The sequence below is a fragment of the Burkholderia sp. Ax-1719 genome, from assembly GCF_011753055.1.
In the GTDB taxonomy this organism is placed as follows: domain Bacteria; phylum Pseudomonadota; class Gammaproteobacteria; order Burkholderiales; family Burkholderiaceae; genus Paraburkholderia.
Map to the genome: position 1 here is coordinate 175950 of NZ_VWWJ01000006.1, position 23547 is coordinate 199496.

At 64.3% G+C, this 23547-nt stretch carries 17 protein-coding genes and 1 pseudogene; 15 read left to right on the forward strand and 3 right to left on the reverse strand.

Going from position 1 to position 23547, the window contains the following annotated elements:
• The first annotated feature begins 6 nt into the window (after positions 1–6).
• From F3J17_RS14205 to F3J17_RS14245, 9 genes and pseudogenes are all read left to right on the forward strand, one after another.
• Positions 7–1008 (forward strand): AraC family transcriptional regulator, encoded by a 1002-nt coding sequence (locus F3J17_RS14205; protein ID WP_167059286.1) that lies wholly within the window; start codon positions 7–9, stop codon positions 1006–1008.
• 297 nt (positions 1009–1305) lie between these two features.
• On the forward strand, positions 1306–2766 hold the full coding sequence (locus F3J17_RS14210; RefSeq protein ID WP_167059293.1) for an APC family permease: 1461 nt from the start codon (positions 1306–1308) through the stop codon (positions 2764–2766).
• A gap of 137 nt (positions 2767–2903) precedes the next feature.
• The gene (locus F3J17_RS14215) at positions 2904–4124 is read left to right on the forward strand and encodes a porin (RefSeq protein ID WP_167059298.1); all 1221 of its coding nucleotides are present in this window, start codon (positions 2904–2906) and stop codon (positions 4122–4124) included.
• A 176-nt stretch (positions 4125–4300) separates the two neighbouring features.
• Positions 4301–5044, forward strand: a complete 744-nt coding sequence (locus F3J17_RS14220; RefSeq protein ID WP_167059301.1) for a (Fe-S)-binding protein — start codon at positions 4301–4303, stop codon at positions 5042–5044.
• Positions 5041–6477, forward strand: coding sequence for a lactate utilization protein B (locus F3J17_RS14225; RefSeq protein WP_167059304.1), 1437 nt, complete (start codon positions 5041–5043; stop codon positions 6475–6477). Before F3J17_RS14220 ends, F3J17_RS14225 begins: the two co-directional genes overlap by 4 nt.
• On the forward strand, positions 6464–7051 hold the full coding sequence (locus F3J17_RS14230) for an LUD domain-containing protein (protein ID WP_167059307.1): 588 nt from the start codon (positions 6464–6466) through the stop codon (positions 7049–7051). Before F3J17_RS14225 ends, F3J17_RS14230 begins: the two co-directional genes overlap by 14 nt.
• A 102-nt stretch (positions 7052–7153) precedes the next feature.
• Positions 7154–9388 carry a cation:proton antiporter gene (locus F3J17_RS14235; protein WP_167059314.1) on the forward strand — a complete coding sequence of 745 codons (2235 nt, stop codon included), beginning with the start codon at positions 7154–7156 and terminating at the stop codon, positions 9386–9388.
• 2 nt (positions 9389–9390) lie between these two features.
• The gene (locus F3J17_RS14240) at positions 9391–10200 is read left to right on the forward strand and encodes a hypothetical protein (protein ID WP_167059317.1); all 810 of its coding nucleotides are present in this window, start codon (positions 9391–9393) and stop codon (positions 10198–10200) included.
• Positions 10201–10239: 39 nt separating this feature from the next.
• A pseudogene (locus tag F3J17_RS14245) lies at positions 10240–10473 on the forward strand (hypothetical protein); the annotation flags it as partial.
• Between the two features lie 329 nt (positions 10474–10802).
• Here the strand turns inward: F3J17_RS14245 and F3J17_RS14250 are convergent.
• Positions 10803–12290 (reverse strand): NYN domain-containing protein, encoded by a 1488-nt coding sequence (locus tag F3J17_RS14250; RefSeq protein ID WP_167059320.1) that lies wholly within the window; start codon positions 12288–12290, stop codon positions 10803–10805.
• Between the two features lie 340 nt (positions 12291–12630).
• On the opposite strand from F3J17_RS14250, the gene F3J17_RS14255 reads away from it, so the two are divergent.
• Positions 12631–13926, forward strand: coding sequence for an alkaline phosphatase family protein (locus F3J17_RS14255; protein ID WP_167059323.1), 1296 nt, complete (start codon positions 12631–12633; stop codon positions 13924–13926).
• 26 nt (positions 13927–13952) lie between these two features.
• Complete coding sequence (locus tag F3J17_RS14260; protein ID WP_167059325.1) at positions 13953–15320, forward strand: cytochrome c peroxidase; 1368 nt, start codon at positions 13953–13955, stop codon at positions 15318–15320.
• Here the strand turns inward: F3J17_RS14260 and F3J17_RS14265 are convergent, their stop codons facing one another.
• Positions 15321–16187 carry an IclR family transcriptional regulator gene (locus tag F3J17_RS14265; protein WP_167059328.1) on the reverse strand — a complete coding sequence of 289 codons (867 nt, stop codon included), beginning with the start codon at positions 16185–16187 and terminating at the stop codon, positions 15321–15323. It lies immediately after the preceding gene.
• Between the two features lie 128 nt (positions 16188–16315).
• Between F3J17_RS14265 and F3J17_RS14270 the strand changes: the two genes are divergently transcribed.
• Both F3J17_RS14270 and F3J17_RS14275 read left to right on the forward strand, forming a co-directional pair.
• Positions 16316–18673 (forward strand): cytochrome P450/oxidoreductase, encoded by a 2358-nt coding sequence (locus F3J17_RS14270; RefSeq protein WP_167059331.1) that lies wholly within the window; start codon positions 16316–16318, stop codon positions 18671–18673.
• Positions 18674–18788: 115 nt separating this feature from the next.
• Positions 18789–20159, forward strand: a complete 1371-nt coding sequence (locus F3J17_RS14275; protein ID WP_167059334.1) for an MFS transporter — start codon at positions 18789–18791, stop codon at positions 20157–20159.
• Here F3J17_RS14275 and F3J17_RS14280 read toward each other — a convergent pair.
• A complete protein-coding gene (locus tag F3J17_RS14280; RefSeq protein WP_167059337.1) occupies positions 20156–21232 on the reverse strand; it encodes a zinc ribbon domain-containing protein in 1077 nt (358 codons plus the stop codon). The genes F3J17_RS14275 and F3J17_RS14280 overlap by 4 nt on opposite strands.
• 183 nt (positions 21233–21415) lie before the next feature.
• Here F3J17_RS14280 and wecB point away from each other — a divergent pair, with 183 nt between their 5' ends.
• Together wecB and F3J17_RS14290 are read left to right on the forward strand one after the other, a co-directional pair.
• The gene (wecB, locus tag F3J17_RS14285; RefSeq protein WP_205194786.1) at positions 21416–22651 is read left to right on the forward strand and encodes a UDP-N-acetylglucosamine 2-epimerase (non-hydrolyzing); all 1236 of its coding nucleotides are present in this window, start codon (positions 21416–21418) and stop codon (positions 22649–22651) included.
• A gap of 71 nt (positions 22652–22722) precedes the next feature.
• Positions 22723–23535, forward strand: coding sequence for a hypothetical protein (locus tag F3J17_RS14290; protein ID WP_205194799.1), 813 nt, complete (start codon positions 22723–22725; stop codon positions 23533–23535).
• The last annotated feature ends 12 nt before the right edge of the window (positions 23536–23547 follow it).

The following is a 23547-nucleotide window of genomic DNA, read 5'->3' on the forward strand; positions in this document are numbered from 1 at the left end:
AGAGACATGAAAAGAGTCCCTGTCAGCAACGGCTTTCCGATGATCCGGGGCGCCGTGATGGGCCCGATCGTGCGGGCGCTGGACGCCGCCGGAGCGGACTGCGACGCGCTGCTGGCCGAGTTCGGACTGAGCCGCCGGCAGCTTTCCGATCCCTATGAAATCGTGCCGCTCGGGCGCTATGTGGGCGCATTCGAGCGCGCAGCGCAGGTGCTCGACGAACCTTGCCTGGGGCTGCGCCTGGGCAACGAATTGCAGCTCACCGAAATGGGGCCGGCAGGTCTCGTGTTCATGTCGTCGCCCACGCTGGGCTCGGCGATCCGCAAGTTCACCGATGCGCTTGCCTCGTGGCAAAGCGGCACGCTCGTGGATCTCGTACGCGACAACGCGTGGCCGATGTGGAGCTATCGCGTGGCGCACGCGTCGATCTGGCCGCGCCGCCAGGATGCCGAATACAGCATGAGCGCGATGTGCCACATGATCCGGCAGGTGTATGGCGCTTCGTGGATGCCGGTGGAAGTGCACTTCGAACACGCTGCGCCCGCCGACATCAAGCCCTATATGCGCATCTTTCGCGTGCCGGTGCGCTTCCAGCAGCCTGAAAATGGCGTAGTGCTGCATCCGCACGATCTCGACGCGCCGCTCAAGAGCGCCGACACGCAATTGGCGCGCATGATGGAGCGCCACGCCACCGACCTCATCAAACGCGATACCGTGCCGCACGATCTCGTCGATCAGGTGCGCGATCTGGTGACGCGACGGCTCGCGCGCGAAAAACTCGTGGTGGCCGATATCGCGCGCGATCTGGGCCTGTCCAACCGCTCGCTGCAACGCCATCTAACCGAAGCCGGGACGTCCGTACGCGAAATCATTCGCGAGGAGCGCCAGCGCAGCGTGGCCGTGCTGCGCGAGCAGGACGGCATGACCAACGCCGCCGTCGCCCGCGCAGTGGGCTACGCGGACGCCACGGTGCTCTGGCGCGCGACGCGCAATTGGGGCAGGGCGGATTAATTTTCGGCGTAAGGCTTTTGTTTGTTTCACGGCCTGTTTGCGATTAAAAATCCATTCGTCATCCGAATCAATTTGCGCGCCAGAATTGCGTTAAGTAAAAACCCGCAGTCGCATTGGCGCACTTTATCGAAAATTTGGCGCGATCAGCCAGGTCGCTCAATTTTTTAGCTGCCTACCATGCGCTCCAATCGAATCTCGAAATGGCTTAAGCGAGATCCGGTCCCCAGAGCGCCTGAGGCACGCGGTTCTTCATCGTGTCGCGCGGCGCAATCAGAACAGACACCAGCAGAGGCATCGATGAACGAACCGTATTCAAGCGCCGGACTTGTCGGCGACGCCGAGGCAGACCGCGCGGCCGTCCCGCAGCGCAGCCTGCTCGGCCTGTGGCAAATCGTGTTTCTCGTGATCTCGGCGGCGGCGCCGCTCACCGGCATGCTGGGCGCCGTGCCGCCCGCCATCAGTCTGGGCAATGGCGCGGGCATTCCTGGCGCCTTTGTCATCGCAGGCGTCGTGCTGCTCGTGTTCAGCGTCGGCTTCGCGTCGATGAGCCGTCATATCGTGCGCGCCGGCGCGTTTTACGCCTATATCACCGCAGGATTCGGGCGGCCGCTGGGCATGGCGGGCGCGCTGGTCGCGCTGCTTTCGTACACCTGCATCCAGATCGCCCTCTACGGCCTTTTCGGGTTTTTCTGCACCGTCGTGCTCGGGCCGTTGCTGCATAGCGCGATGCCGTGGTACGCCTACTCGTTCGCCTGCATCGTCATCGTGCAGATCACGGGCCTGCGCGGCATCGACCTCAACAGCCGCCTGCTGGGCGTGCTGATGTGCCTCGAAATGGGCATTCTGCTGGTGCTGTCGATTGCGATCGTGATTCACCACGGCGGCCCGGATGGCCTCACGCTCGCGCCGTTCTCGCCGCAGCATGTGTTCAGCGGACATATGGGCATCGCGGTGATGTTCGCGCTGGCATCCTTTATCGGCTTCGAGGCCACGGCGATTTACGGCAAGGAATGCCGCGACCCGAAGGTGACGGTGCCGCGCGCAACCTATGTGTCGGTCACGCTGATCCTGGTGTTCTTCGCCTTCGTCACGTGGACCATCGTGTGCGCATATGGCCTGAAGGATGTGGCCGATGTGGCCACCAAACAGCCCGGCGACTTCTGGTTCATCCAGTCCAGCAAATATCTGGGCGGCGCGATGACCACGACGATGAGCTTCCTGCTGCTTTCCAGCATCTTCGCGAGCCTGCTGTCGTTCCATAACACGATCGTGCGTTACATCCACGCGCTGTCGGTTGAAGGCATCCTGCCGAAAAAGCTCGACCGTCTGCATGCGAAGTATGCTTCGCCGTATCTCGCCAGCTACCTGCAGACGCTCACGGTGGCGGTCCCGGTGGCGCTCTACGTGGTCGCGGGCGCGGACCCGTTCAACATCGTGTTTAGCTGCACTTCGGCGCTCGGCACGATCGGCATTGTGATGCTGCAGGCCGTCACGAGTTTTTCGGTGGCGTCGTACTTCCGCGCCACGAAGAAGGACACGCGCCTCTGGCACGCACTCCTTGCGCCAGTTCTCGGCGGGATCGGGCTGCTGTGGATCGGCTTCGTGCTGATCGGCAATCTCGACGCGTTGAGCGGCTCGGATAGCGCAATCGTGCGTTCGTTCCCGTGGATCGTGCTGGCCGTGGCGGTCGCAGGTATCACGCTGGGCTTCGTGCTCAAGCGCCACCGCCCGGACGTCTACGCACGCTTCGGCCAGTAAGGCGGATTGATTCGACGGCTCACGCCGTCTGATTGAATCAATACGTAATCCTATTTAAAAAGAAGTCCCATAGCGGACGACGCGCGTGCATCGATTCGCGCGTCGCTCCCTCACACTTCAAAACGACAGACAACGACATGGCAGATCAATTCGTCAAGCGCACGGCGCTGGCGCTGGCTTCGTGCGCGCTCGCGACGCTCACCGCAGGCGCGCACGCGCAGTCCTCCGTGACGCTCTACGGCACCGTGGACGCGGGCCTCGTTTATTCGACCAATCAGCAGACTACGCATGCGGACGGCCACACCGACGGTCATTCGAACTGGCAACTGGCCGGCGGCAATCTGGTGCCGTCGCGCTGGGGCTTGATGGGCAGCGAGGATATCGGCGGCGGCACCACGGTGAATTTCACGCTGGAAAACAGCATCTTTACGCAGAACGGCGCGCTGCTGCAAAGCGGCACGCTCTTCAATCGCAACGCGTGGGTCGGCGTGGCGAACGGAACCTATGGCGCGATCACACTGGGCCGCCAATACGATCCGTTCTCGGACTATATGGGCGCGTATGCATCGAGTAATAACTGGGCGACGCTCTACGGCTCGCATTTCGGCGACGTCGACAATCTCAACGAAGCGTTCAATTTCAACAATTCGATCAAATACATCAGCCCGAGTTTTGGCGGCTTCACCGTGGGCGGACTGTTTAGCCTCGGCGGCGTAGCGGGCAATTTCTCGCAGAATCGCGGCTGGTCGCTCGCCGCCAATTACGCGAACGGACCGCTCGCGCTTTCGGCGGGCTATCTGCAATTGCACAATCCGATGCAGGCCGCGCTGGGCGGGGAGAGCGCCTATATCGGCGATCTGAGTTGCGCCAATACTGACGCCTCGTATTGCGAATTGCAGAATGCGCAAAAGGTCGATATCTGGGGCGCGGGCGGCTCGTACGCTTTCGACAAGATCACGGTCGCGCTGAGCTATACCCATACGCGGTATTCGCAAAGCCAGTATTTTGCGAGCACGGCGCAACCGCAGGGTGTGAATATCTCCTTCGATATCGCTGAACTCAATACGATGTGGCAATACTCGCCCGCACTGCAATTCGGTTTTGCGTATATCTTCAATGATGCGCACCCGAGCGATGGTTCATCTACCCGCATCCACCAGATCAATCTGGGCACGGTGTACAACCTTTCCAAACGCACCGCGCTTTATGCGGTCGCAATTGGCCAGAAGTCGTCGGGCGCTGGGCTGGGTATCGATGCGTCGGGCGGCACGCGCAATCTCGCGCAAATCCCCAATCTGGTGAATTCGGATACCGACAAACAACTGGCGGTGATCGCGGGCATCCGCCACAACTTTTAGGCGAGCAGAGGAAGGCGGGGCGGCGCAGGGCAGATCACGGCAGGGCGCGCTCGCTGCACTGCGGCACGGCTCGGGGGAGGCCGTGCCGCCCAGCCCCCGGATCAGCGCACCGCTTAAGCGCTTGCGGCGCGGAACGGCGCTAGAATGGTCCGGTCCGCTTTCCGCACGAGCCCCGCATGAAAGTCGCCCTGTTCGTCCCGTGTTTCATCGACGCGTTTTATCCCGAAGTCGGAATTGCCACGCTGGAATTGCTCGAGCGGCTGGGCTGCGAGGTGGACTACCCGCTCGACCAGACCTGCTGTGGCCAGCCGATGGCCAACAGCGGCGCACAGGCCGAAGCGGCGGGAGCGGAGCGCGTATTCGCGCGCGCCTTCGCGGGTTATGACTACATCGTCGGGCCATCGGCGAGCTGTGTGAATCACGTGCGGGATCATTTGACCGCGATCGAGCAGACCGACGAGGTGCGCCGCGTGCGCGCCAATACCTATGAACTGGTGGAATTTCTGCACGACATCCTGGGCGTGCGCGAATTCCCGTGGGCCGAATTTCCCTGGCGCGTGGGTCTGCACAACAGTTGCAGTGCATTGCGCCATCTGCACGAAGCCTCGATTTCCGAAGTCGCGGGCACGCCGTTTTCCAAGCCGCTCGCTTTGCTGCGCAGCGTAAAAGGCATCGAATTCGTGCAGCCCAAGCGTCCCGATGAATGCTGCGGTTTTGGCGGCACCTTTGCCGTCACGGAAGAAGCCGTCTCGGTACGCATGGGCCAGGACAAGATCGTCGATCATGTGAGCGCGGGCGCGCAATACATCGTGTCGGGCGACATGTCGTGCCTGATGCATCAGCAAGGCTGCGCGGAGCGAATGAAAGCCGATGTGCGCTTCATTCATATCGCGCAGGTCCTCAACGGAGCACGCGAATGAGCACGCCGGAGAAAACTTCGAAGCGCGTCGAACACGCGAAACTCGCGGGCAGTTTTCTGGCGCACCCGGAACATGTCGATTTCCACGACAAACGGCTCTGGGATTTGCGCATGAAACGCGACGCCCAGGCGCACGCGATTGCTGAATGGGAAACGCTGCGCGAACTGGCCTCCGCGATCAAGGCGCACACGCTTTCGCATCTCGCCGATTATCTCGACCAGTTCTCGCGCGCAGCGGAAGCGAACGGCGTGAAAGTCCATTGGGCCGATTCAGCGGGCGAACACAACGAGACGGTCTATCGCATTCTCAGCGAACGCGGCATTACCGCGCTCGTCAAAAGCAAATCGATGCTCACCGACGAATGCGAAATGCGTCCGTATCTGGAGCAGCGCGGCATCGCCGTGATGGAAACCGATTTGGGCGAGCGCATCCAGCAACTCGATGGCGAGCCGCCCAGTCATATCGTCGTGCCCGCCGTGCATAAATTGCGCGACGACGTGGCCGAAGTTTTCGGCCGCACCATCGGCACCGATCCCGCGAACAACGACATTCACTATCTCGCGCATAGCCAGCGTATGAATACGCGTCCGTGGTTCGTGCGCGAAAAGACCGGCGGCATGACGGGCTGCAATTTTGCGGTGGCGGAAACGGGTACCGTCGTGGTCTGCACCAACGAAGGCAACGCCGATCTCTCCGCCAACGTGCCGCCCGTGCATATCGTTTCGATGGGCATCGAAAAGCTGATTCCACGCCTTTCCGATCTGGGCGTGTTTATCCGCATGCTGTCGCGCAGTGCGCTCGGCTCGCCGATCACGCAATACACCTCTCATTTCCGCGCGCCGCGAGAGGGCGCAGAACTGCATTTCGTGCTGGTGGATAACGGGCGCAGCGCGCGGCTGGCCATGCCGGACTTCTGGTATTCGCTCAAATGCATCCGCTGCGGCGCGTGTATGAATACCTGTCCGGTGTATCGGCGCAGCGGCGGCCTTTCTTATGGCAGTACCTACGCCGGTCCGATTGGCGCGATTATCAATCCGACTTTCGATTTAAAGCGTTTTAGCGCGTTGCCATTCGCTTCGACGCTCAATGGCAGTTGCACAAATGTCTGCCCTGTGAAGATCAATATTCACGAGCAGATTTACCAATGGCGCGAGGTGATCGCCGCGCAGCATGCGGTGCCATTCGTGAAGCAGGAGGTGCTGAAGATGGCGGGGCGATTGCTGGCCAGTCCGAGGCTGTATCGAACGGCGGTGTCATCGCTCGATGGCGCGCTGCGGCGTTTGCCTAATTTTGTGCTCTATAACCCGCTCAATATCTGGGGCAAGCAACGCAGTTTGCCGCAAGCGCCGGGCGCGACGTTTCATGCGTGGTATCGCAAGAACCGCAAACGCAACGGCAGTGGCGGCCAGGGAGGTAGCGATGGCAACGCGTGAAGCGTTCCTTGCGCGCGTGCGGGCTGCGCAGCCTGCGCCGCAGGCGCTCCCCGAGGTACCGCTGTTCGACGCGCCGCCGGGCGAGTTGCGACCGCGCTTCGCGGCCGCGCTGGCGCTGATGGGCGGCAAGGAAATCGAAGCCGCTTCCGGCGAGACGGTGCTGGCCGCGATACGCGAGCGACTGGGTCCGTCAGTGTCGATCGCGTCGGCAGCGCCCGAGGTGCCGGGCACGCGTGCCATCGCCGCGACTACGCCGCCCGCCTCGCTGGAGAATGTCGACGTGGGCGTGGTACGCGCGCGCTTTGGCGTAGCGGAAACCGGCTCGGTGTGGTTGAGCGAGCGCGAGTACATCGTCAATGCGCTTGGCTATCTGGTGCAGCATCTTTACGTGTTGCTCGATCCTGCCGCGCTGGTTGCCGGTTTGCAGGATGCTTACCGTCGCGATGACTTTCGCGACGCGCGCTACGCGGCGCTGGTCACAGGTCCGTCCGCGACAGCCGATATCGAAGGCGTCCTGATTCAGGGCGCGCAAGGCGTGAAATCGCTGACGGTGGTGTGGCTGCCTGCGCGCTGAGGGCGCGCGCAATCAGCAGGTGCCGCGACCCAGGCCGATCATCACAAGAATCGAAGGATACCTACGCATCGAACGGGAAACCACAGGAAACCACGGGAAACGATGGTCATCCATATTCTTCTCTTGAGCGGTTTTCTGCTGGCGAGCATCGCGCTGGTGCAAGCCGTCAGCCTGCGCTTCGCGCTGTCCGAATCGGTGTTGCTGGCCGCGTGGGGCTTTGCACTCGGCGGCATCTATCTCGTGAGCGGCGAGGCGTGGCCACATCTGGCCGCGAGCGTTGTCACGCCCGCGCTCGCGCCGCGCCTGCCGCCCGAAGCGTATCTCTGGATTTTTCTGCCGCTCCTGCTGTTTCAGGCGGCGCTCAGCGTGAACGTGCGTGAAATGCTCGGCGACGCCGCGCCTATTTTGCTGCTCGCCGTGGTGGCCGTTTTCGTCGCGACCGCGATGGTGGGCGGCGCAATTCGCCTGACCGGACTGGGCCCGCTCTCGGACGGCTTGCTGCTGGGCGCGATGATCGCCACGACTGATCCGTCCGCTGTGCTCGCCGTGTTCCGCGAGGTAGGCGCGCCCGCGCGCCTCGTGCGTCTCGTCGAAGGCGAAAGCCTGTTGAACGATGCCGCGGCGATCGCCATCGCCAGCGTGCTGATTGCCGCAATCACCGGCGACGCCGCAGCGGCCACCGGCACGGCCGCGTTGCGGACGTTGGGTGTTCAGTTGATTGGGGGGCTGGTGGTCGGCGGCCTTGCGGGCCGCGCCTTTGCGTATCTGCTACCGGCGCTGGGCGGAGAGGGCAAGGCTGAAATCTCGCTGAGTTTCGCTTTGCCGTATCCGCTGTATCTGTTCGCCGATCAGGTCCTGCATGTCTCGGGCGTGGTGTCGGTCGTGGCGGCCGGGCTCGTCATCAGCGGTCTCGGGCGCACGCGCCTGTCACCCGTCAACTGGTTGCATTTGCAACTGATCTGGGAGCAGGTGGCGGCAATGGCCGGCGCGGCGATCTTTTTGCTCGCCGCCATGCAGATTCCCGCGACGCTGCGTGACGCGCATCTGATCGATCTGATCGCGCTCGCCGTGGTGGTGGTCGTGGCGTTTGTCGCGCGCCTCGTGGTGGCGTTTGGCATGCTGCCGCTCCTGAGCCGCCTGAAGCTCACCGAGCCCGTGAGCGCCGCATACAAACTCGTGATCGCGTGGGGCGGCCTGCGTGGGGCGGTGACGCTGGTGCTCGCAATGGGTCTTGCGCAAAACGAGGCGCTGCCCGAAAGCACGCGCCGCTTCGTGGCGATACTCGCCACCGGCTTCGTGCTGGTGAGCCTGATCGTCAATGGTTCGTCGCTCAAACTGCTGATCCGCAGGCTCAAGCTCGATCTGCTCTCGCCGCAGGAAGAAGCGATCCAGCAGCAAGCCGTGCAATTGTCGTCGATTCGTGTGTCGCAGCAGGTGCATGCGGCGGCGCGAACGTTTCGTATTCCCGATGAAATTGCGCACGAAGCCTGTGCCACGTTTCGCCGCAGCATCGACATGACCGCAACGGCCTTCGATATCGAAGCGGCGCTGTCCGAGCGCGAGCGGCTTGCCATCGGCCTCGTTACGCTCGCGGCGAAGGAGCGCGATCTGATTCCGCAGTACGGCAGCGGCATCGTGACGATCCGCAACCTCGACGCGATGACGCGCAATACCGATGCGATGATCGAGGCGGCGCGCGAGAGTGGGCGCATCGGCTATCAGCGCGCGGCGGCAAAAATTCTTGCCGATACGCCGGAGCTGCGCGTCGCGCGTTTTATCGCGCGCTGGCTGCGCATACGGCAACCGTACTCCGACGCGCTGGCCGATCGCTTCGAACTCCTGATGTGTCGGCGCGTGGTGCTGCACGAACTGATTGCGTTCGCCGATACGAGTCTCACGCCCCTGCTGGGCGAGCGGCTGGCGAAGCTGCTAGGCACGATTCTGCGAGGCCGCATTGCAAAGGCCGAAGGTGGCCTGGACGATGTGCGCAGTTGCTTTGGCCACGGCGCAGATGTGCTGGAACAGCGCATGATGCTGCTCTACGCGCTGCGCGAAGGGCGCGCGCGCGTGGTGGCGATGTACGAGGATCGCTCGATTTCCAAGGAGATTTACGACTCGATCCGCCGGGAACTGGACGTGGCGTGGAAGCGCGCCGTGCCACGCGCGCATCCCGGCGTGCTGTTGCCGGGCGAGGCGGGGCACATGGCCACGCAGAAGCCGCCCATGCCCGCGCCGCAGCCGCCCGCCAATGAAGTGCCGGACGCCACGGCAACCTCCGCCGATATGGCGGAGAACCCGGCGGACGGTCCAGCGGACGACCCGCACAGGAGCGCCTGAGCATGATGGAGATCGGCATGGCCTCGCTGGTGTTCGTGCTGCTGCTCGGCGGCACGGGGCTAGGCATTTTGCTGCGGCCGTTGTTGCCGGAAGAGCATCGCAAGCACGAGACGGTGCAGCTCGTGCAACTGGTGCTGGGGATGCTCGTGACGTTCGCGGCGCTGGTGCTGAGCCTGCTCACGGCGTCGGCCAAGAGCAGCTACGACAACGCCACCAACGACATGCGCGCCTATGCGGCCGACCTGATCCAGCTCGACGCGCGCCTGCGCGACTATGGCCCGGATGCCGACGCCGCACGGGCGGCGCTGCGCAGTTACACGGCGGCGGCGATCGCCTCGACCTGGCCGCAGGAGCGCGCGCCCGAGGGCAGCTATCCCCATGTGCCGGGAGCGAACGACGGCGAACTCGAAAGCGTGCCACTGGGCGCGCTGCTCAATTCGGTCGGGCGCGATATCGGCAGTTTCACGCCGCGCGACCGCTATCAGAGCGCATTGGCCACGCGGCTGGGCGATGTATTCGGCCGCGTGCGCGACACGCGCTGGCGTCTGATCGAGGAGGCGCACAGCACGCTTTCGCGGCCCTTCTTCGTGATGCTCACGCTCTGGCTCATGCTGATCTTTCTGAGCTTCGGCCTGATCGCGCCGCATAACGCGCTGGCGCTGGTGATGATCGGGCTGGGCGCGGTATCGATTTCCTCGTCAATTTACGTGATCGTCGATCTCGACACGCCGTTTACCGGGCAGATCGTGATTCCCAGCGATTCGATGCGCGATGCGCTCGTGCATATGAATCAGCCCGCCGACGTGCGCTAGACTCGCGCCTGATCTAGAGGACGAACAAGGAGGTGCCCGATGCATCGCAAGACACTCAACGCGTCGCGGCTTCAGGACGAAGTGAAGCGCCGACTGCAGCGCTTGCAGGAAGTGGTCGAGGATGGCGTGAAGATCGTCGTGCCGCGCCCGCAGGCGCAGGACCCCGATCGCACCGGCTGCAACTGGACGATGCGCCATTTCGGCAATGCGGCGGGTTTTGAAGCGGCTATCGCGGGTGTGCTCGCCCAGGTGCAGCGCGAGTACAACCTTGCTGCCGCGGAAGCGGGCGAGGAGGGGGGCGAGCGCGAAGAGGGTGGCGAGGGTGGAGAGGGTGGAGCGGAGCCGCCGGCGCGTGCGGGCGATCCATTCGGCGGCACGCATAAGTCCGCGAGCGCGAATCCGTTCGGCGCATCCACACCCAGGGCAAAGACAAATCCCTTCGGCGGCGATGCGCCCGCGAAAGCGGGCGATCCGTTCGGCGCTTTCGACGCGTCCAGCGACCAGGACGCGAAAGAAGAAACGCCGGGCAAGCGCCCGGCGAATCCGTTTGGTGACTGACTGATCGGCGGGCGTGGCGTCAGGCCACGCATGCCCCGCGACGATCAGCTTTCTTCTGCCGTCTTGCGCGGGCGACGCGGGCGAGCCGGCGTTTTTCTTGCCGCTTTCTTCTTCGGCGCGTCGGCTACCGTTTCGGGCGTAGCTTCGGCAACCGGTTCTGGCTGGGCCGCTACCTCGACGTCGAACGGGGCTGCATCAGCCTGAGCGACATCCTTCGCGGGCTTCGCAGCCTTTTTTCGCGCGGGGCTCTTGCGTGCAGCCGTCTTGCGCGCGCGGCGTGCCGGCGCGGCAGTCTCGAACAGCGGCAGGGCGGACTCGTGCGAGAGCGGTTGCGGCTCCTCGTCGATGAAGAGATCGTCATGCAATTGCGCCGAATGCGCGTGAGCCGCCTCGGTTTCCTGCAACGACTCGATATCGAAGATTTCCTGCGTCTGCACGACTTCCTGCGATTCGTGCGATTCCTGCGCTTCGTGTGCTGCCTCGTGCTTCGACTCCTGCTGCGGCTGGCGTGCTTCGCGCGCGCCATCCTTCGCATTGCCGCGGCCATTGCGGCGGCCCTTGCGGCGCGAGCGCGTATCGTCCTGACGCGGCGCGGCGGTGTCTTCCGCAACCGGCGTGGCGACGGCTTCAGGCGCGCTTGCCGCGCTGGTCGCGACATCGGCGGCCACGCTCTCGGGTTGGCTCGTGCGCGTCACGAACGTGCCGGATTTGTCGTCGCGGCCCACTTCCAGCAGCCCGCGCGCCTGCGCTTCTTCCAGCAGGTTGCCGAAGGCGCGGAAGCCGTAGCGCGCCTCGTTGAAATCGGGGCGGCGGCGCTTGATCGCGCTCTTGAGCACCGAGGCCCAGATCTTGCCGCTGTCGCCACGCTCGTAGCCGAGGGCATCGAGCGTTTCCACCACCATCGTGATCGCCTTGAGCTTGCGTTCCTCGCCGCGGTCTTCGGCGCTGTCGCCCTTTTGCTGGCGCTCGTCGCCGTCCTTGCGTTTGGCGTTCGCGTTGCTGTCGCCGCGACCCTTGCCACGCGCCTGCTGTTCGCGGCCCGATTCACGCCCGAGTTCGCGCACCAGATCGTCGTAGAAGATGAATTCGTCGCAGTTCGCCACCAGCAGATCGGAGGTCGAATGCCGCACGCCCACGCCGATCACTTTCTTCGCGTTTTCGCGCAGCTTGGAGACGAGCGGGGAGAAGTCGGAGTCGCCGCTCACGATCACGAAAGTGTCGACGTGCGATTTGGTGTAGCAGAGGTCGAGCGCGTCCACCACGAGGCGGATGTCGGCGGAGTTCTTGCCGGACTGACGCACGTGTGGAATTTCGATGAGTTCGAAACTCGCTTCGTGCATCGACGCCTTGAAGCCCTTGTAGCGCTCCCAGTCGCAATAGGCCTTCTTCACGACGATGCTGCCCTTGAGCAGCAGCCGCTCGAGTACGGGCTTGATATCGAAGCGGTCGATCTTCGCGTCGCGCACGCCGAGCGCGACGTTTTCGAAGTCGCAGAAGACCGCCATGCTGACGTTTTCTTGAGGGGAGGCCATGTGATTCGATTGTTCCATCTACGGTACGAATTCACATGATAGCCGGTCGCGCGGAGCCCGGCCGTGTTTCATCCATGAACTGACAGGGGGCGCAGGGTGGCAGGACGATGTCAGACCGACCGGTTGGTTGCGTGCGCAAGCATAGTTCGTTCGAACGATATGGCGGGTATACGGGCGAAACGACCGTATTTTTCACGGATCCGTCACAGACGCTGCCTAAGCTTGCGCGGCCCATTCATGGTGCATGGCAGGCGTTTCGAATGGGCGAAAAAAATATCGACTTGAAAGTCGAAAACGACGAACAACCCCGATAACGATTCGACAAAAACAGAGGATACCCATGGCAGTTCGCTTCACCGGCAGGATCGGCGCCAGTTTCGCCGCAATCTTCGCCGCGCTCCTGTGCGCGCTTTTCGTGAGCGCATGCGGCTCGAGCGTCAACTCCACGACCGCGGGAACGACCCAGCAGATCAAGCACGTTTTCATCATCACGCTTGAAAACGAGAACTACACCACGACGTTCAGCTCGACCACCAAGGCGCCGTATCTGGCCAACACGCTCACGGCGCAGGGCGCGCTGGTGCAGCAGTACTACGGCACGGGCCACGTGAGCCTGGACAACTATATTTCGATGATCAGCGGCCAGTCGCCCACGCTGCAGACCGACAACGACTGCACCACCTACGAGGACTTCAACCTCACGGGCATGACGTCGGACGGCCAAGCCACCGGCACGGGCTGCGTGTATCCCGCAAGCGTGAAGACCATCGCCGACCAGCTAAAGGCCGCGAACCTCACGTGGAAGGGCTACGAAGGCGACATGGGCAACGACCCGGCGCGCGAAGCCGCGACCTGCGGCCACCCGACGCTGGGCACCACCGACCTGACCAACACCCAGGAAGCCCCGAACGCGACCACGCCCGCAGGCGACTCGTATGCGACGCGTCACAATCCGTTCATGTACTTCCACTCGATCATCGATTCGCCGGACTGCCAGGCGAACGTGGTCAACCTGAACAACCTGACGACGGACCTCCAGCAGGTTGCGACGACGGCGAACTTCAACCTGATCACGCCGAGCACCTGCGACGACGGCCACGATTCGCCGTGCGCGAATGGCGCAACGGGCGGTCTGGTGTCGGCTGACGCCTTCCTGCAGAAGTGGGTGCCCATCATCACGGCATCGCCCGCGTTCAAGCAGGACGGTCTGCTGATCATCAACTTCGACGAAAGCAGCTACGCGTCGGTGACGATGCCGAGCACCAGCGAAGTGGACTTCACGTTCTCGGGCGACACCTGCTGCAGCCAGCAGGAAGGCCCGAACCTGGGCACGTTCCCGCAATCGTCGGCGATGGGCACGGTGCCGGCCGCGTACCTCACGAAGCTGGGCATGACGGTGCCGGCAGGCCTCACGGGCAACATCAACCTCGTGCTGGCGAAGACCAGCTACGGCGGCGACCGCACCGGCGCCGTGATGATCTCGAAGTTCATCAAGCCGGGTACGGTGTCGACGGTGGGCTACAACCACTATTCGATGCTCAAGAGCATCGAGGACATGTTTGGCCTCGGCCACCTGGGCTACGCAGGTCAGGCGGGCCTCACGGGCTTCGGCAAGGACATCTTCACGAATCTCTAAGCCGATAACCACCGAAAGCCAAGCTGATGACTGTTTTCCACGCAAGTCTGGCGGCGCGTCGCGCCGTCACGACTGCGCTGGCCGCCGGCGCTACCGCGCTGGCGGCTTTTGTCGCACCGGGCATCGGTGCGGCGCAAGCGCAGTCTCATGCCGCAGCAAGCGCGGCAACCCCCGCAACCACCGCAACCGCTTCAGGCGCCACGCAACTCAGCGACACCGCCGCGCTCGGCAAGCTCATCTTCAACGATCCCGCGCTGTCCGCCTCGGGCCGCATGTCGTGCGCGAGCTGCCATAGCGCGGCGCACGCGTATGGACCGCCCAATGGCCTCGCCGCGCAGTTCGGCGGACCGGACTTACGCACGCAAGGCACGCGCGCCGTGCCGACGCTGGGTTACGTGCTCAACCGCACGCCCGTCTGGACGCATGTGCAGGCGGCCAGCGTGTTCGAGCGCCTGACCGATGCCGATAGCCCGCCCGCCGGCGGCTTCGCATGGGACGGCCGCTTCAACAGCCTGCACGACCAGGCGCTGTTCCCGCTGTTCAGCGCGAACGAAATGGCCAACCGCGATCCCGCCGACGTAGCCGCGAAGCTCTCGCGCGCACCGTACGCAGCGCGATTCAAGCAGGTCTTCGGCGAAACGATTTTTGCTTCGAACGACACCGCGCTGCGTCAGGCGATGATGGCGGTGGAGCGCTACGAACTGGAAGACCCGAGCTTCCATCCGTACACGAGCAAATTCGACGCTTATCTCGACGGCAAGGCGCAGCTGAGCGCAAGCGAAATGCGCGGCAAGAAGCTCTTCGACGATCCGAACAGCGGCAATTGCGCGTCCTGCCATATCGACCAGGTGGGCGCGAACGGCGCGCATCCGCTCTTTACGGACTTCCAGTTCGAGGCGCTGGGCGTGCCGCGCAATCCCGAACTGCGCGCGAACCGCGATCCCCACTATTACGATGAAGGCCTGTGCGGCCCGGTGCGCACCGACAAGCTCAGCAACAAGAGCTACTGCGGCCTATTCAAGACGCCCACGCTGCGCAATACGGCCACGCGCCAGGTGTTCTTCCACAACGGACGCTTTCACACCTTGCGCGACGCGCTGCGCTTCTATGTGGAGCGCGATACCGCGCCGCAGAAGTGGTATTCGAAGGACGCACACGGCCATGTCGTGAAGTTCGACGATCTGCCGGCGACGGTGCGCGATAACGTCGACGTGCTGGACGAACCGCTCACGCGCAAGGCAGGCGGCAAGCCCGCCTGGAATGCGCGCGATATCGACGATGTGATCGCCTTCCTGAAGACACTCGACGACGGCTATCTGCCAAAGCAGCCGCAGCCGCAGCCTCAGGCGGGTAAGCCGTTCGTGAAGGTCAGTGCGCCAGCCGGGCGTTCCTGATCAGGCCGCAGGCGCAACGTAGCCGAGCAAGGCACTCGCAGCAAGCGCTTCGTTGCGTACAGACCGGCCGATCGCGCCCTCGGGCGACGGGTCGAAACCCCCCGTCGCGCCGAGCGCCGTGAGCACGGCGCAAATCTTGCCGCTGTAATCGAAGAGCGGGGCGGAGACCGCGCTAATCCCTTTTAGATAGGTATCCTTGATACTGACGCAGCCTTGCGCCTGTGCCTGCGCCTGCACGTCGCGGCGCAGTGCGCCAACAGGATCGTGCGCGTCGCGCGCTTCCAGCAGCGCGCGCAGATCGGGCGCGGCGTGCGCGAAGTCTTCCCGCGCCATCTCCAGCGTGCGGCGGTCGTCCAGCAGGCCGAGAAACGTGCGGCCCGTCGACGACCAGAGCAGCGACATCACCGACCCGACGCGCGCATTCACCGTCACCGGCAGGCCCGATTCCTCGAAGCGCACGATGGTCGGCCCCTTGTTGCCCATCACCGCGACGAAGGACGTCACTTCGAGCAATTCGCGCAGCCGCGCGAGCGCGGGCTCGGCCACGCGGACCGGATCGGCCTGACGCATCGCGGCCACGCCAATCATCATCGCTTCGGTGCCCAGCCGGTATTGCTGCGTGGCGCTGTCCTGCGCAACCAGGCCTTCTTCGATCAGGCTCACCAGATAACGGTGCACCTTAGCCGGGCTTTCGCCTACCTGCGCGGCCAGACCCGACAGACTCGCGCGGCCGCCCATGCGCGCCAGCCCCTTGAGTACGGCCATGCCGGTCTGCGCGGACTGCACGCGTTGACGTCGTTCGCGCGGGGTGACCGCGATTCCGGATCCGGACGTTTCGGAAACTGTCCCTGATATCTCTTTTTTCATATGGCGATTCTAGAGGCGCGACCACGTTGCCCGCGTGACCGTATGTTTCGAGGTTAACCACTATCTCTGAATTACGCAATGCGTACTAGAGTTACGCAAATCGAAAATGCAATGCAGGAGACGGTGGCATGAGCGCAACGACTTCCCAACCCACGGCGGCGGGGCGCTGTCCTTTTCCGCATTCTTTGCCCGCTTCGGCAGAGGCGGCATCGGCGGCGCAGGCGCGCTGCCCGGTCAGCGCGAACGCGGCGGCCTTCGATCCGTTCAGCGACGGCTATCAGCAGGATCCGCCCGAATACGTGCGCTGGGCGCGCGAGCAGGAGCCGGTGTTCTATAGCCCGCAACTGGGCTACTGGGTCGTCACGCGCTACGACGACATCAAGGCCGTGTTCCGCGACAACCTCACGTTCTCGCCTTCCATTGCGCTCGAAAAGATCACGCCCACCGGCCCGGAGGCCAATGCGGTGCTGGCGTCCTACGGCTACGCGATGAACCGCACGCTGGTCAACGAAGACGAGCCCGCGCATATGCCGCGGCGGCGCGTGTTGATGGAGCCGTTCACGCCGGAACATCTCAAGCACCACGAACCGATGGTGCGCCGCCTCACACGCGAGTACGTCGACCGTTTCATCGACGATGGGCGCGCCGATCTGGTCGACCAGATGCTGTGGGAAGTGCCGCTCACCGTCGCGCTGCATTTTCTCGGCGTGCCTGAAGAGGACATGGATCTGCTGCGCCAGTATTCGATCGCGCACACGGTCAATACGTGGGGGCGTCCGCGTCCGGAGGAGCAGGTGGCCGTGGCCCACGCCGTGGGCAACTTCTGGCAGTTCGCGGGCAAGGTGCTCGACAAGATGCGCGAGAATCCCGACGGCCCCGGCTGGATGCAGTACGGCATTCGCAAGCAGAAGACCCATCCCGAGGTGGTCACGGATTCGTATCTGCATTCGATGATGATGGCCGGCATCGTCGCCGCGCACGAAACCACGGCCAACGCCACCGCCAACGCAATGAAGCTGCTGCTCCAGCATCCGCACGCGTGGCGCGAGATGTGCGACGATCCCAGCCTGATTCCCAATGCGGTGGAGGAGTGCCTGCGCCACAACGGCTCGGTGGCCGCGTGGCGGCGTCTTGCCACCAGGGACGTGTGCATTGGCGGCATCGATATTCCGGCGGGCGCGAAGCTGCTGATCGTGACGTCCTCGGCGAATCACGACGAGCGCCATTTCGCCGATGCCGATCTGTTCGATATCCGTCGCGACAATGCCAGCGATCACGTCACGTTCGGCTATGGATCGCATCAGTGCATGGGCAAGAACCTTGCGCGCATGGAGATGCAGATCTTCCTTGAGGAATTCACGCGCCGCTTGCCGCATATGCGTCTGGCCGATCAGACTTTCAGCTACGTACCGAATACATCGTTTCGGGGTCCGGAGCATCTTTGGGTGGAGTGGGATGTCAGCCGCAATCCCGAGCGCGCGCAGCCCGCGTTGCTCCAGGCGCAAGTGCCGGTGCGCATCGGCGAGCCGTCTGCGCACGCGTTGAGCCGACCGGTGGTGGTCGAGCGCGTTGAAGCGGCGGCAGACGGCATCGTGCGCCTGCGTCTGGTGCCGCCCGCGGGCGGCGCGCTGCCGCGCTGGGCGCCGGGCGCGCACATCGACGTAGAGTGCGGCGAAACGGGGCTGTCGCGCCAATACTCGCTGTGCGGCGATCCCGCCGATGCCGGCGCATTCGAAATCGCCGTGCTGCGCGAAACGCCAAGCCGCGGCGGTTCCGCGTGGATGCACGACACGCTGCGCGCAGGCATGCGCCTGAAAATCCGCGGTCCGCGCAATCATTTTCGCCTCGACGAAGAAGGGCGGCGCGCAATCTTTATCGCGGGCGGCATCGGCATTACGCCGGTCAGCGCGATGGCGCGCCGTGCGCGTGAACTTGGCATCGATTACGAACTGCATTACAGCGGCCGCTCGCGCACGAGCATGGCGTTTATCGACGAACTCGCTCGACTGCATGGCGCGCGTCTGCACCTGCACATTTCCGAAGAGGGCACGCGTCACGACTTCGGCGCGCTGCAAGTGGATGCACATACGCGCGTTTATGCGTGCGGTCCGGCACGTATGCTCGACGCCTTGCAAACGGCCAGCGCCGTGTGGCCCGAAGATGCATTGCGCGTGGAGCACTTCGCGGCGAGCGTCGGCAAGCTCGATCCCGCCAACGAACACGCTTTCGAAGTCGAACTCAAGGATTCAGGGCTGGTGCTCAGCGTCGCGCCGGACCAGACCGTGCTCGACGCGCTGCGCCGCGCCAATATCGACGTGCAGAGCGATTGCGAAGAGGGCTTGTGCGGCTCGTGCGAAGTGCGCGTGCTGGCGGGAGACGTCGATCATCGCGACGTGGTGCTCACGCGTGCCGAGCGCGAGACGCAGTCGCGCATGATGACGTGCTGCTCGCGGGCGAAGGGTGCACGTCTGGTGCTGGAACTGTAGCGGGACCGGCAACCGGCGCATGTTGCGTATTGGAACGTTATCGGAACGTTCTTGGAACCCTGTTGGAACCATAAAAAACGATAAAAACCCGATTCATATCGGTTTGGAGCGAGGCATGAGCAGAAACGTGGAAGTGACGGCCGCCATCGACGCGAGCCGCTTTGGGCCGTACCAGTTGCTGGTCGTGGCGCTGTGCGCGCTATGCCTCGTGATGGACGGCTTCGACGTCCAGGCGATGGGTTATGTCGCGCCGGTGGTGATCCACGAGTGGGGCATCGCGAAGGAAACGCTCGCGCCGGTCTTCGGTGCGGGGTTGTTCGGCATGCTGGTCGGCTCGCTCACGTTCAGCACGGTCGCCGACAAGATCGGCCGACGCCCGGTGCTGATCGGCGCGACGCTGTTCTTTTCGGCCTGCATGATTGCGACGGGCTTTGCGCACTCGATCGGCGAACTGGTGTTCTGGCGGTTCGTGGCAGGGCTGGGCCTGGGCTGCATCATGCCGAACGCGATGGCGCTGGCGGGCGAGTACAGCCCGCGCCGCATCCGCGTGACGCTGATGATGATCGTCTCGTGCGGCTTCACGCTGGGCGGCGTGGTGGGCGGCCTCATCACCGCCGCGCTGATTCCGGCCTTTGGCTGGCGCGCGGTGTTTTTCGTGGGCGGCGCGATTCCGTTCGCGATGGGCGTGCTGATGTGGGTGGCATTGCCCGAGTCGATCCAGTTCCTGCTGTATCGCCGCAATGCGGCTGCCGACGCAACGAGTCAGCGCGTGCGCCGTCAGCTGGCGCGTGTTGCACCTGAGTTGCCGCTGCCCGCCGACGCCGTGTTCACGAGCAGCGAAACGCGTGCGCGCGGCGTGCCTTTCGTCGAGTTGTTCAAGGAAGGCCGCGCGCGCGTGACCGTGCTGCTGTGGATCGTGAATTTCGCCAACCTGCTCGATATGTATTTCCTCTCGAACTGGCTGCCGACCGTGATCCGCGAGGCGGGCTATTCGACCCAGACCGCCGTGCTCGCCGGCACGGTCCTGTGGGGCGGCGGGGTGATCGGCACGTTGCTGCTGGGCCGTCTGATCGACCTCGCGGGCTTTACACGTGTGCTTGCCACCACCTTTGTGATCGCCATCGCGGCCACGGCGGCGATCGGCAATCCGGCCGTGATGGTCTCGGTGGCGGCGATGTTTCTTGCCATTTTCCTCACCGGCTTTTCGATCATCGGCGGACAGCCCGCGCTCAACGCGCTCGCCGCGACCTACTATCCGACCGCGCTGCGCTCGACGGGCATCGGCTGGAGCCTGGGCATCGGGCGGATCGGCTCGGTGGTGGGACCGGTGCTGGGCGGCGCGCTGATGCATCTGCACTGGTCGTCGGCGTCGCTGTTCGCGGCGGCCGCTGTGCCGGCCTGTGTGTCGCTCGCGGCGATCGTGGCGATTCATCGCGCGAAGGTGGGGACGACGGGCACGGCAGAAGCGGTGCAGGCGACGCATTAATCCTTGTTGCCGGCGACCTCGTCGTCGGCACGCTTGACGTGCGTGCCGCATTGATTGCAGAACGGAAAGAACGCGAAGTTACGCGCGCCGCAGCCGCAGACTTCGAATAGCCGCAGCCCGCAATGAATGCAGAAGGAAACCTGCTCGCCACCCAGGTTCCAGGGCTTGTCGCATGAAGGGCAGAGCTTCTTCTGATACGCGCTGATGGCCTTCTCGTAAGCCACGGAGCGCGCGCGTTCACTCTGGCTTTGCTGCATCTCCGCGCGCTTGCGTTCAACGTAGCGCTGGAACGCGCGCAGCATGTAGAGCCCAGCGAACACCGTGAGCGCAATGCCCACGAGTACGCGCACATAGCCGCCAAAATCCGGCAGATACGGCACCAGCTCCACAAAAAACGCACTGAGCGCAAACAGGCCGAAGCCGTAAATAAAAGGCCAATAGCGGCTCTTGCGATGCTTCACGAACAGCCACACCGCGATGAGCAGAACCGGCAGCGTGAGCGCGAGACGCCAGCCGAATACCGTAAGTTCGTAGCGCTTTTCCGCGGCGGTGTAGCGCGCGTCGGCGTCGGCCTGAAGGCGGCCAAGCTGGGCGTTGATTGATTCGCTCTGCGAATCGAGCTTGCGTTGCTGGTCGGCGAGCGCATCGCGTTGATGCTGCCAGTTCAGCGCGTTCGCCTGCAGGAGGTCGAGCTTGCGGGTGCGCGAAAGCAGTTCGACGTCGTTGCGGTTGTCGCCGGTGGCGCTGCGTGTAGCGAGCCAGTTGCGCAGGCTTTCCTGCGCGTCGTGGTATTCGGTGGTGGCGCGATCGTAGCCTAGCGAGAGCGTCTGCGCTTTTTCGCCAAGCGCGCCGCGCTGCCGCTCGATCTCGCGCAATTGCGCATCGAGCGGCGCGCTCGCATTCGTATCGACGAATTGCGCGGCTGCGGGCGGCCCACCGTGCGGTACGAACATGAGATCGCGGATCACGAGGCTGCCCAGCATGTCGAGAAAGCCGGCAAACACGATGGCGATGATCCACGAAGCGATCTGCAACAGGCGGGCGGGCCGCGAGTAAGCCTGACTGGTCGTCATGGGCGATATCTGCAAGGGCGCAATGAGACGCGGTAGATTGCCTGAGCGTCGCTGGGCCGTGGTTGAGGGAAACCGCACGATCATTGCAGTCCATTTTACGGGGCTAAACGGGAGAGGCACGGCAATTGCGCAGGCGCGGGGCTGTGTTTATTCACGTTGCATGGCTGGCCTTACGCGCCTGCCATGCCAGAACCCAACCCGACTGCCTGGAACGGAAGCCTGCCCGTGCGAATCCTGTCGATCTTTGGAACGCGGCCCGAAGCCATCAAAATGGCGCCGCTCGTGAAATGCCTCGAAGCCGAACCCGGCGTGGAGTCCATCGTCTGCGTGACCGGCCAGCATCAGAGCATGCTCGATCAGGTGCTCGAACTGTTCGACATTGCGCCCGCGCATCACCTGGGCGCGATGACGGCGAACCAGTCGCTCAACGGTCTGGCCGCGCGTCTATTTGCAGGCGTCGACGCCGTGCTTGCCGAGGTGCGGCCCGAGCGCGTGCTCGTGCATGGCGACACCGCCACCAGCATGGCGGGCGCGCTCGCCGCGTTCCACCGGCGCATTCCGGTGGGCCATGTCGAAGCGGGCTTGCGCACCGGTAATCTGTTCGAGCCGTGGCCCGAGGAAACCAACCGGCGCGTGGTCGATGTCGTCAGCGATCTGCTGTTCGCGCCGACGGCAAGCGCCATGGCCAATCTCGAAGCGGAGGCGCTGATGGGGCGTGTGATCGTGACCGGCAATACGGTGATCGACGCGCTGCGGCTCATGTGCGCGCGTCTGGATCGCGATGCGGCATTGCGTGCGCAGATCGACGCGCGTTTTCCATGGCTCGAACCTGAAGGCGAAGGCAGACCGCTGCTGCTCGTGACGGGGCATCGGCGCGAGAGCTTTGGCGCGGGCTTTGAGCATATCTGCGCGGCGCTCTCGGAACTGGCCGCGAGCGGCAAGATGCAGATCGTCTATCCGGTGCATCTGAATCCGAATGTGCGCGGGCCGGTGCTGGCCGCACTCGGCGACGCGCCCAATGTGCATCTGACCGATCCGCTCGACTATCCGTCGTTCGTGCGGCTGATGCAGCGTGCTGCGGTCGTGTTGACCGACTCGGGCGGCGTGCAGGAGGAGGCGCCTGCGCTCGGCAAACCGGTGCTCGTGATGCGCGACGTGACCGAGCGTCCCGAAGCACTCGCGGCCGGCACCGTGAAGCTGGTCGGCACGCATCGCGAGGCGATCCGGCGCGCGGTGCTGGAACTGGTCGAGGACGACACCGCGCGCAAGGCGTGGGCGCGCCGCGTGAATCCGTATGGCGACGGCGAGGCGTCGGCGCGTATCGTCGCGGCGCTGATGGGCCGGCCCGTCACGCCGTTCGCAAGCGCCGCGCTGCCGGGGTATCGGCATCCGGCGATGGCGCAGCGTAGCGCGGCATAACGGGCGCAGCGATGCAGACGGCGAAGCGGGCAGCGCTGATTGCGGCGGGCGTGCTGGCGATGTTCGCGTGCATGGGCACGCAGGCGCAGGCCGCGACTGAGGACAAGCGCGCGCCGCCGCTCGCGCAGGGCGTGGTCTGGCAGCCCGACAACGCGCATCTGGACCCGCGCGGCGACTGGCAGCGGCTTGGCGTGCGCGATCTGCTGGTGCAGTGGACCGCCGTCGACGATGTGGCCTTCTTGCCGGGAACGAGCCTGAACGCGCCGCGCGTGCCGGACTGGACGCGCATTGCGGGGGAGCCGTGGGCGCGCGACGTGATCGTCGGCCTCGCGGGTTACGCCGACGAAAAGAAAGCGCGCGCGAATCTCGACGAACTGGTCGAGCGTTCTCTCAAGCTGGCCGATGCGCGGCCGCCCGTGCATGTGGAGGGCTGGTACTTTCCGGTCGAAGTCGATCCGGGCTGGACCGACGCCGCGCGCATGGCGCCCCTGCTCGAACGTCTGCCGCATCCGCTGTGGATCAGCGTCTACGACACGCGCAATATCGGCGGCGCGGCGCTGGCGAAATGGCTGGACGGCTGGCTGCCGCGCGACGTCGGCGTGTTCCTGCAGGACGGCAACGGCGTCTATGCGCGCGATCCGGCGACGGCGCGCGCCTATGCGGATGCACTCGCGGCGCGGCTCGGCAGGAAGCGCGTGCGCATCATCGCGGAAGCCTTCCGGCCGAAGCCCGGCGGCGGCTTTCGCGCCGCCACGCCTGCGGAACTCGCGCCGCAACTTCAGGCGTATCGCGGCTATCGCGTGTATCTGTTCGACGGGCCGCACTATCTGTCGCCAGAACTGGTGGACGGGTTGCTGGCGATCCAGCGTGCGCAGCAGCAGTGATTCAGTCTGCGA

What these genes read in the sequence shown, in the direction of transcription:
- F3J17_RS14220 (WP_167059301.1), top strand. Translation starts at nt 4,301, where the DNA reads ATGAAAGTCGCCCTGTTCGTCCCGTGTTTCATCGACGCGTTTTATCCC.
- F3J17_RS14290 (WP_205194799.1), top strand. Translation starts at nt 22,723, where the DNA reads ATGGGCACGCAGGCGCAGGCCGCGACTGAGGACAAGCGCGCGCCGCCG.
- F3J17_RS14265 (WP_167059328.1), bottom strand. Translation starts at nt 16,187, where the DNA reads ATGAAAAAAGAGATATCAGGGACAGTTTCCGAAACGTCCGGATCCGGA.
- F3J17_RS14280 (WP_167059337.1), bottom strand. Translation starts at nt 21,232, where the DNA reads ATGACGACCAGTCAGGCTTACTCGCGGCCCGCCCGCCTGTTGCAGATC.
- F3J17_RS14210 (WP_167059293.1), top strand. Translation starts at nt 1,306, where the DNA reads ATGAACGAACCGTATTCAAGCGCCGGACTTGTCGGCGACGCCGAGGCA.
- F3J17_RS14230 (WP_167059307.1), top strand. Translation starts at nt 6,464, where the DNA reads ATGGCAACGCGTGAAGCGTTCCTTGCGCGCGTGCGGGCTGCGCAGCCT.
- F3J17_RS14240 (WP_167059317.1), top strand. Translation starts at nt 9,391, where the DNA reads ATGATGGAGATCGGCATGGCCTCGCTGGTGTTCGTGCTGCTGCTCGGC.
- F3J17_RS14215 (WP_167059298.1), top strand. Translation starts at nt 2,904, where the DNA reads ATGGCAGATCAATTCGTCAAGCGCACGGCGCTGGCGCTGGCTTCGTGC.
- F3J17_RS14260 (WP_167059325.1), top strand. Translation starts at nt 13,953, where the DNA reads ATGACTGTTTTCCACGCAAGTCTGGCGGCGCGTCGCGCCGTCACGACT.
- F3J17_RS14275 (WP_167059334.1), top strand. Translation starts at nt 18,789, where the DNA reads ATGAGCAGAAACGTGGAAGTGACGGCCGCCATCGACGCGAGCCGCTTT.
- F3J17_RS14255 (WP_167059323.1), top strand. Translation starts at nt 12,631, where the DNA reads ATGGCAGTTCGCTTCACCGGCAGGATCGGCGCCAGTTTCGCCGCAATC.
- F3J17_RS14205 (WP_167059286.1), top strand. Translation starts at nt 7, where the DNA reads ATGAAAAGAGTCCCTGTCAGCAACGGCTTTCCGATGATCCGGGGCGCC.
- wecB (WP_205194786.1), top strand. Translation starts at nt 21,416, where the DNA reads ATGCCAGAACCCAACCCGACTGCCTGGAACGGAAGCCTGCCCGTGCGA.
- F3J17_RS14225 (WP_167059304.1), top strand. Translation starts at nt 5,041, where the DNA reads ATGAGCACGCCGGAGAAAACTTCGAAGCGCGTCGAACACGCGAAACTC.
- F3J17_RS14270 (WP_167059331.1), top strand. Translation starts at nt 16,316, where the DNA reads ATGAGCGCAACGACTTCCCAACCCACGGCGGCGGGGCGCTGTCCTTTT.
- F3J17_RS14235 (WP_167059314.1), top strand. Translation starts at nt 7,154, where the DNA reads ATGGTCATCCATATTCTTCTCTTGAGCGGTTTTCTGCTGGCGAGCATC.
- F3J17_RS14250 (WP_167059320.1), bottom strand. Translation starts at nt 12,290, where the DNA reads ATGGCCTCCCCTCAAGAAAACGTCAGCATGGCGGTCTTCTGCGACTTC.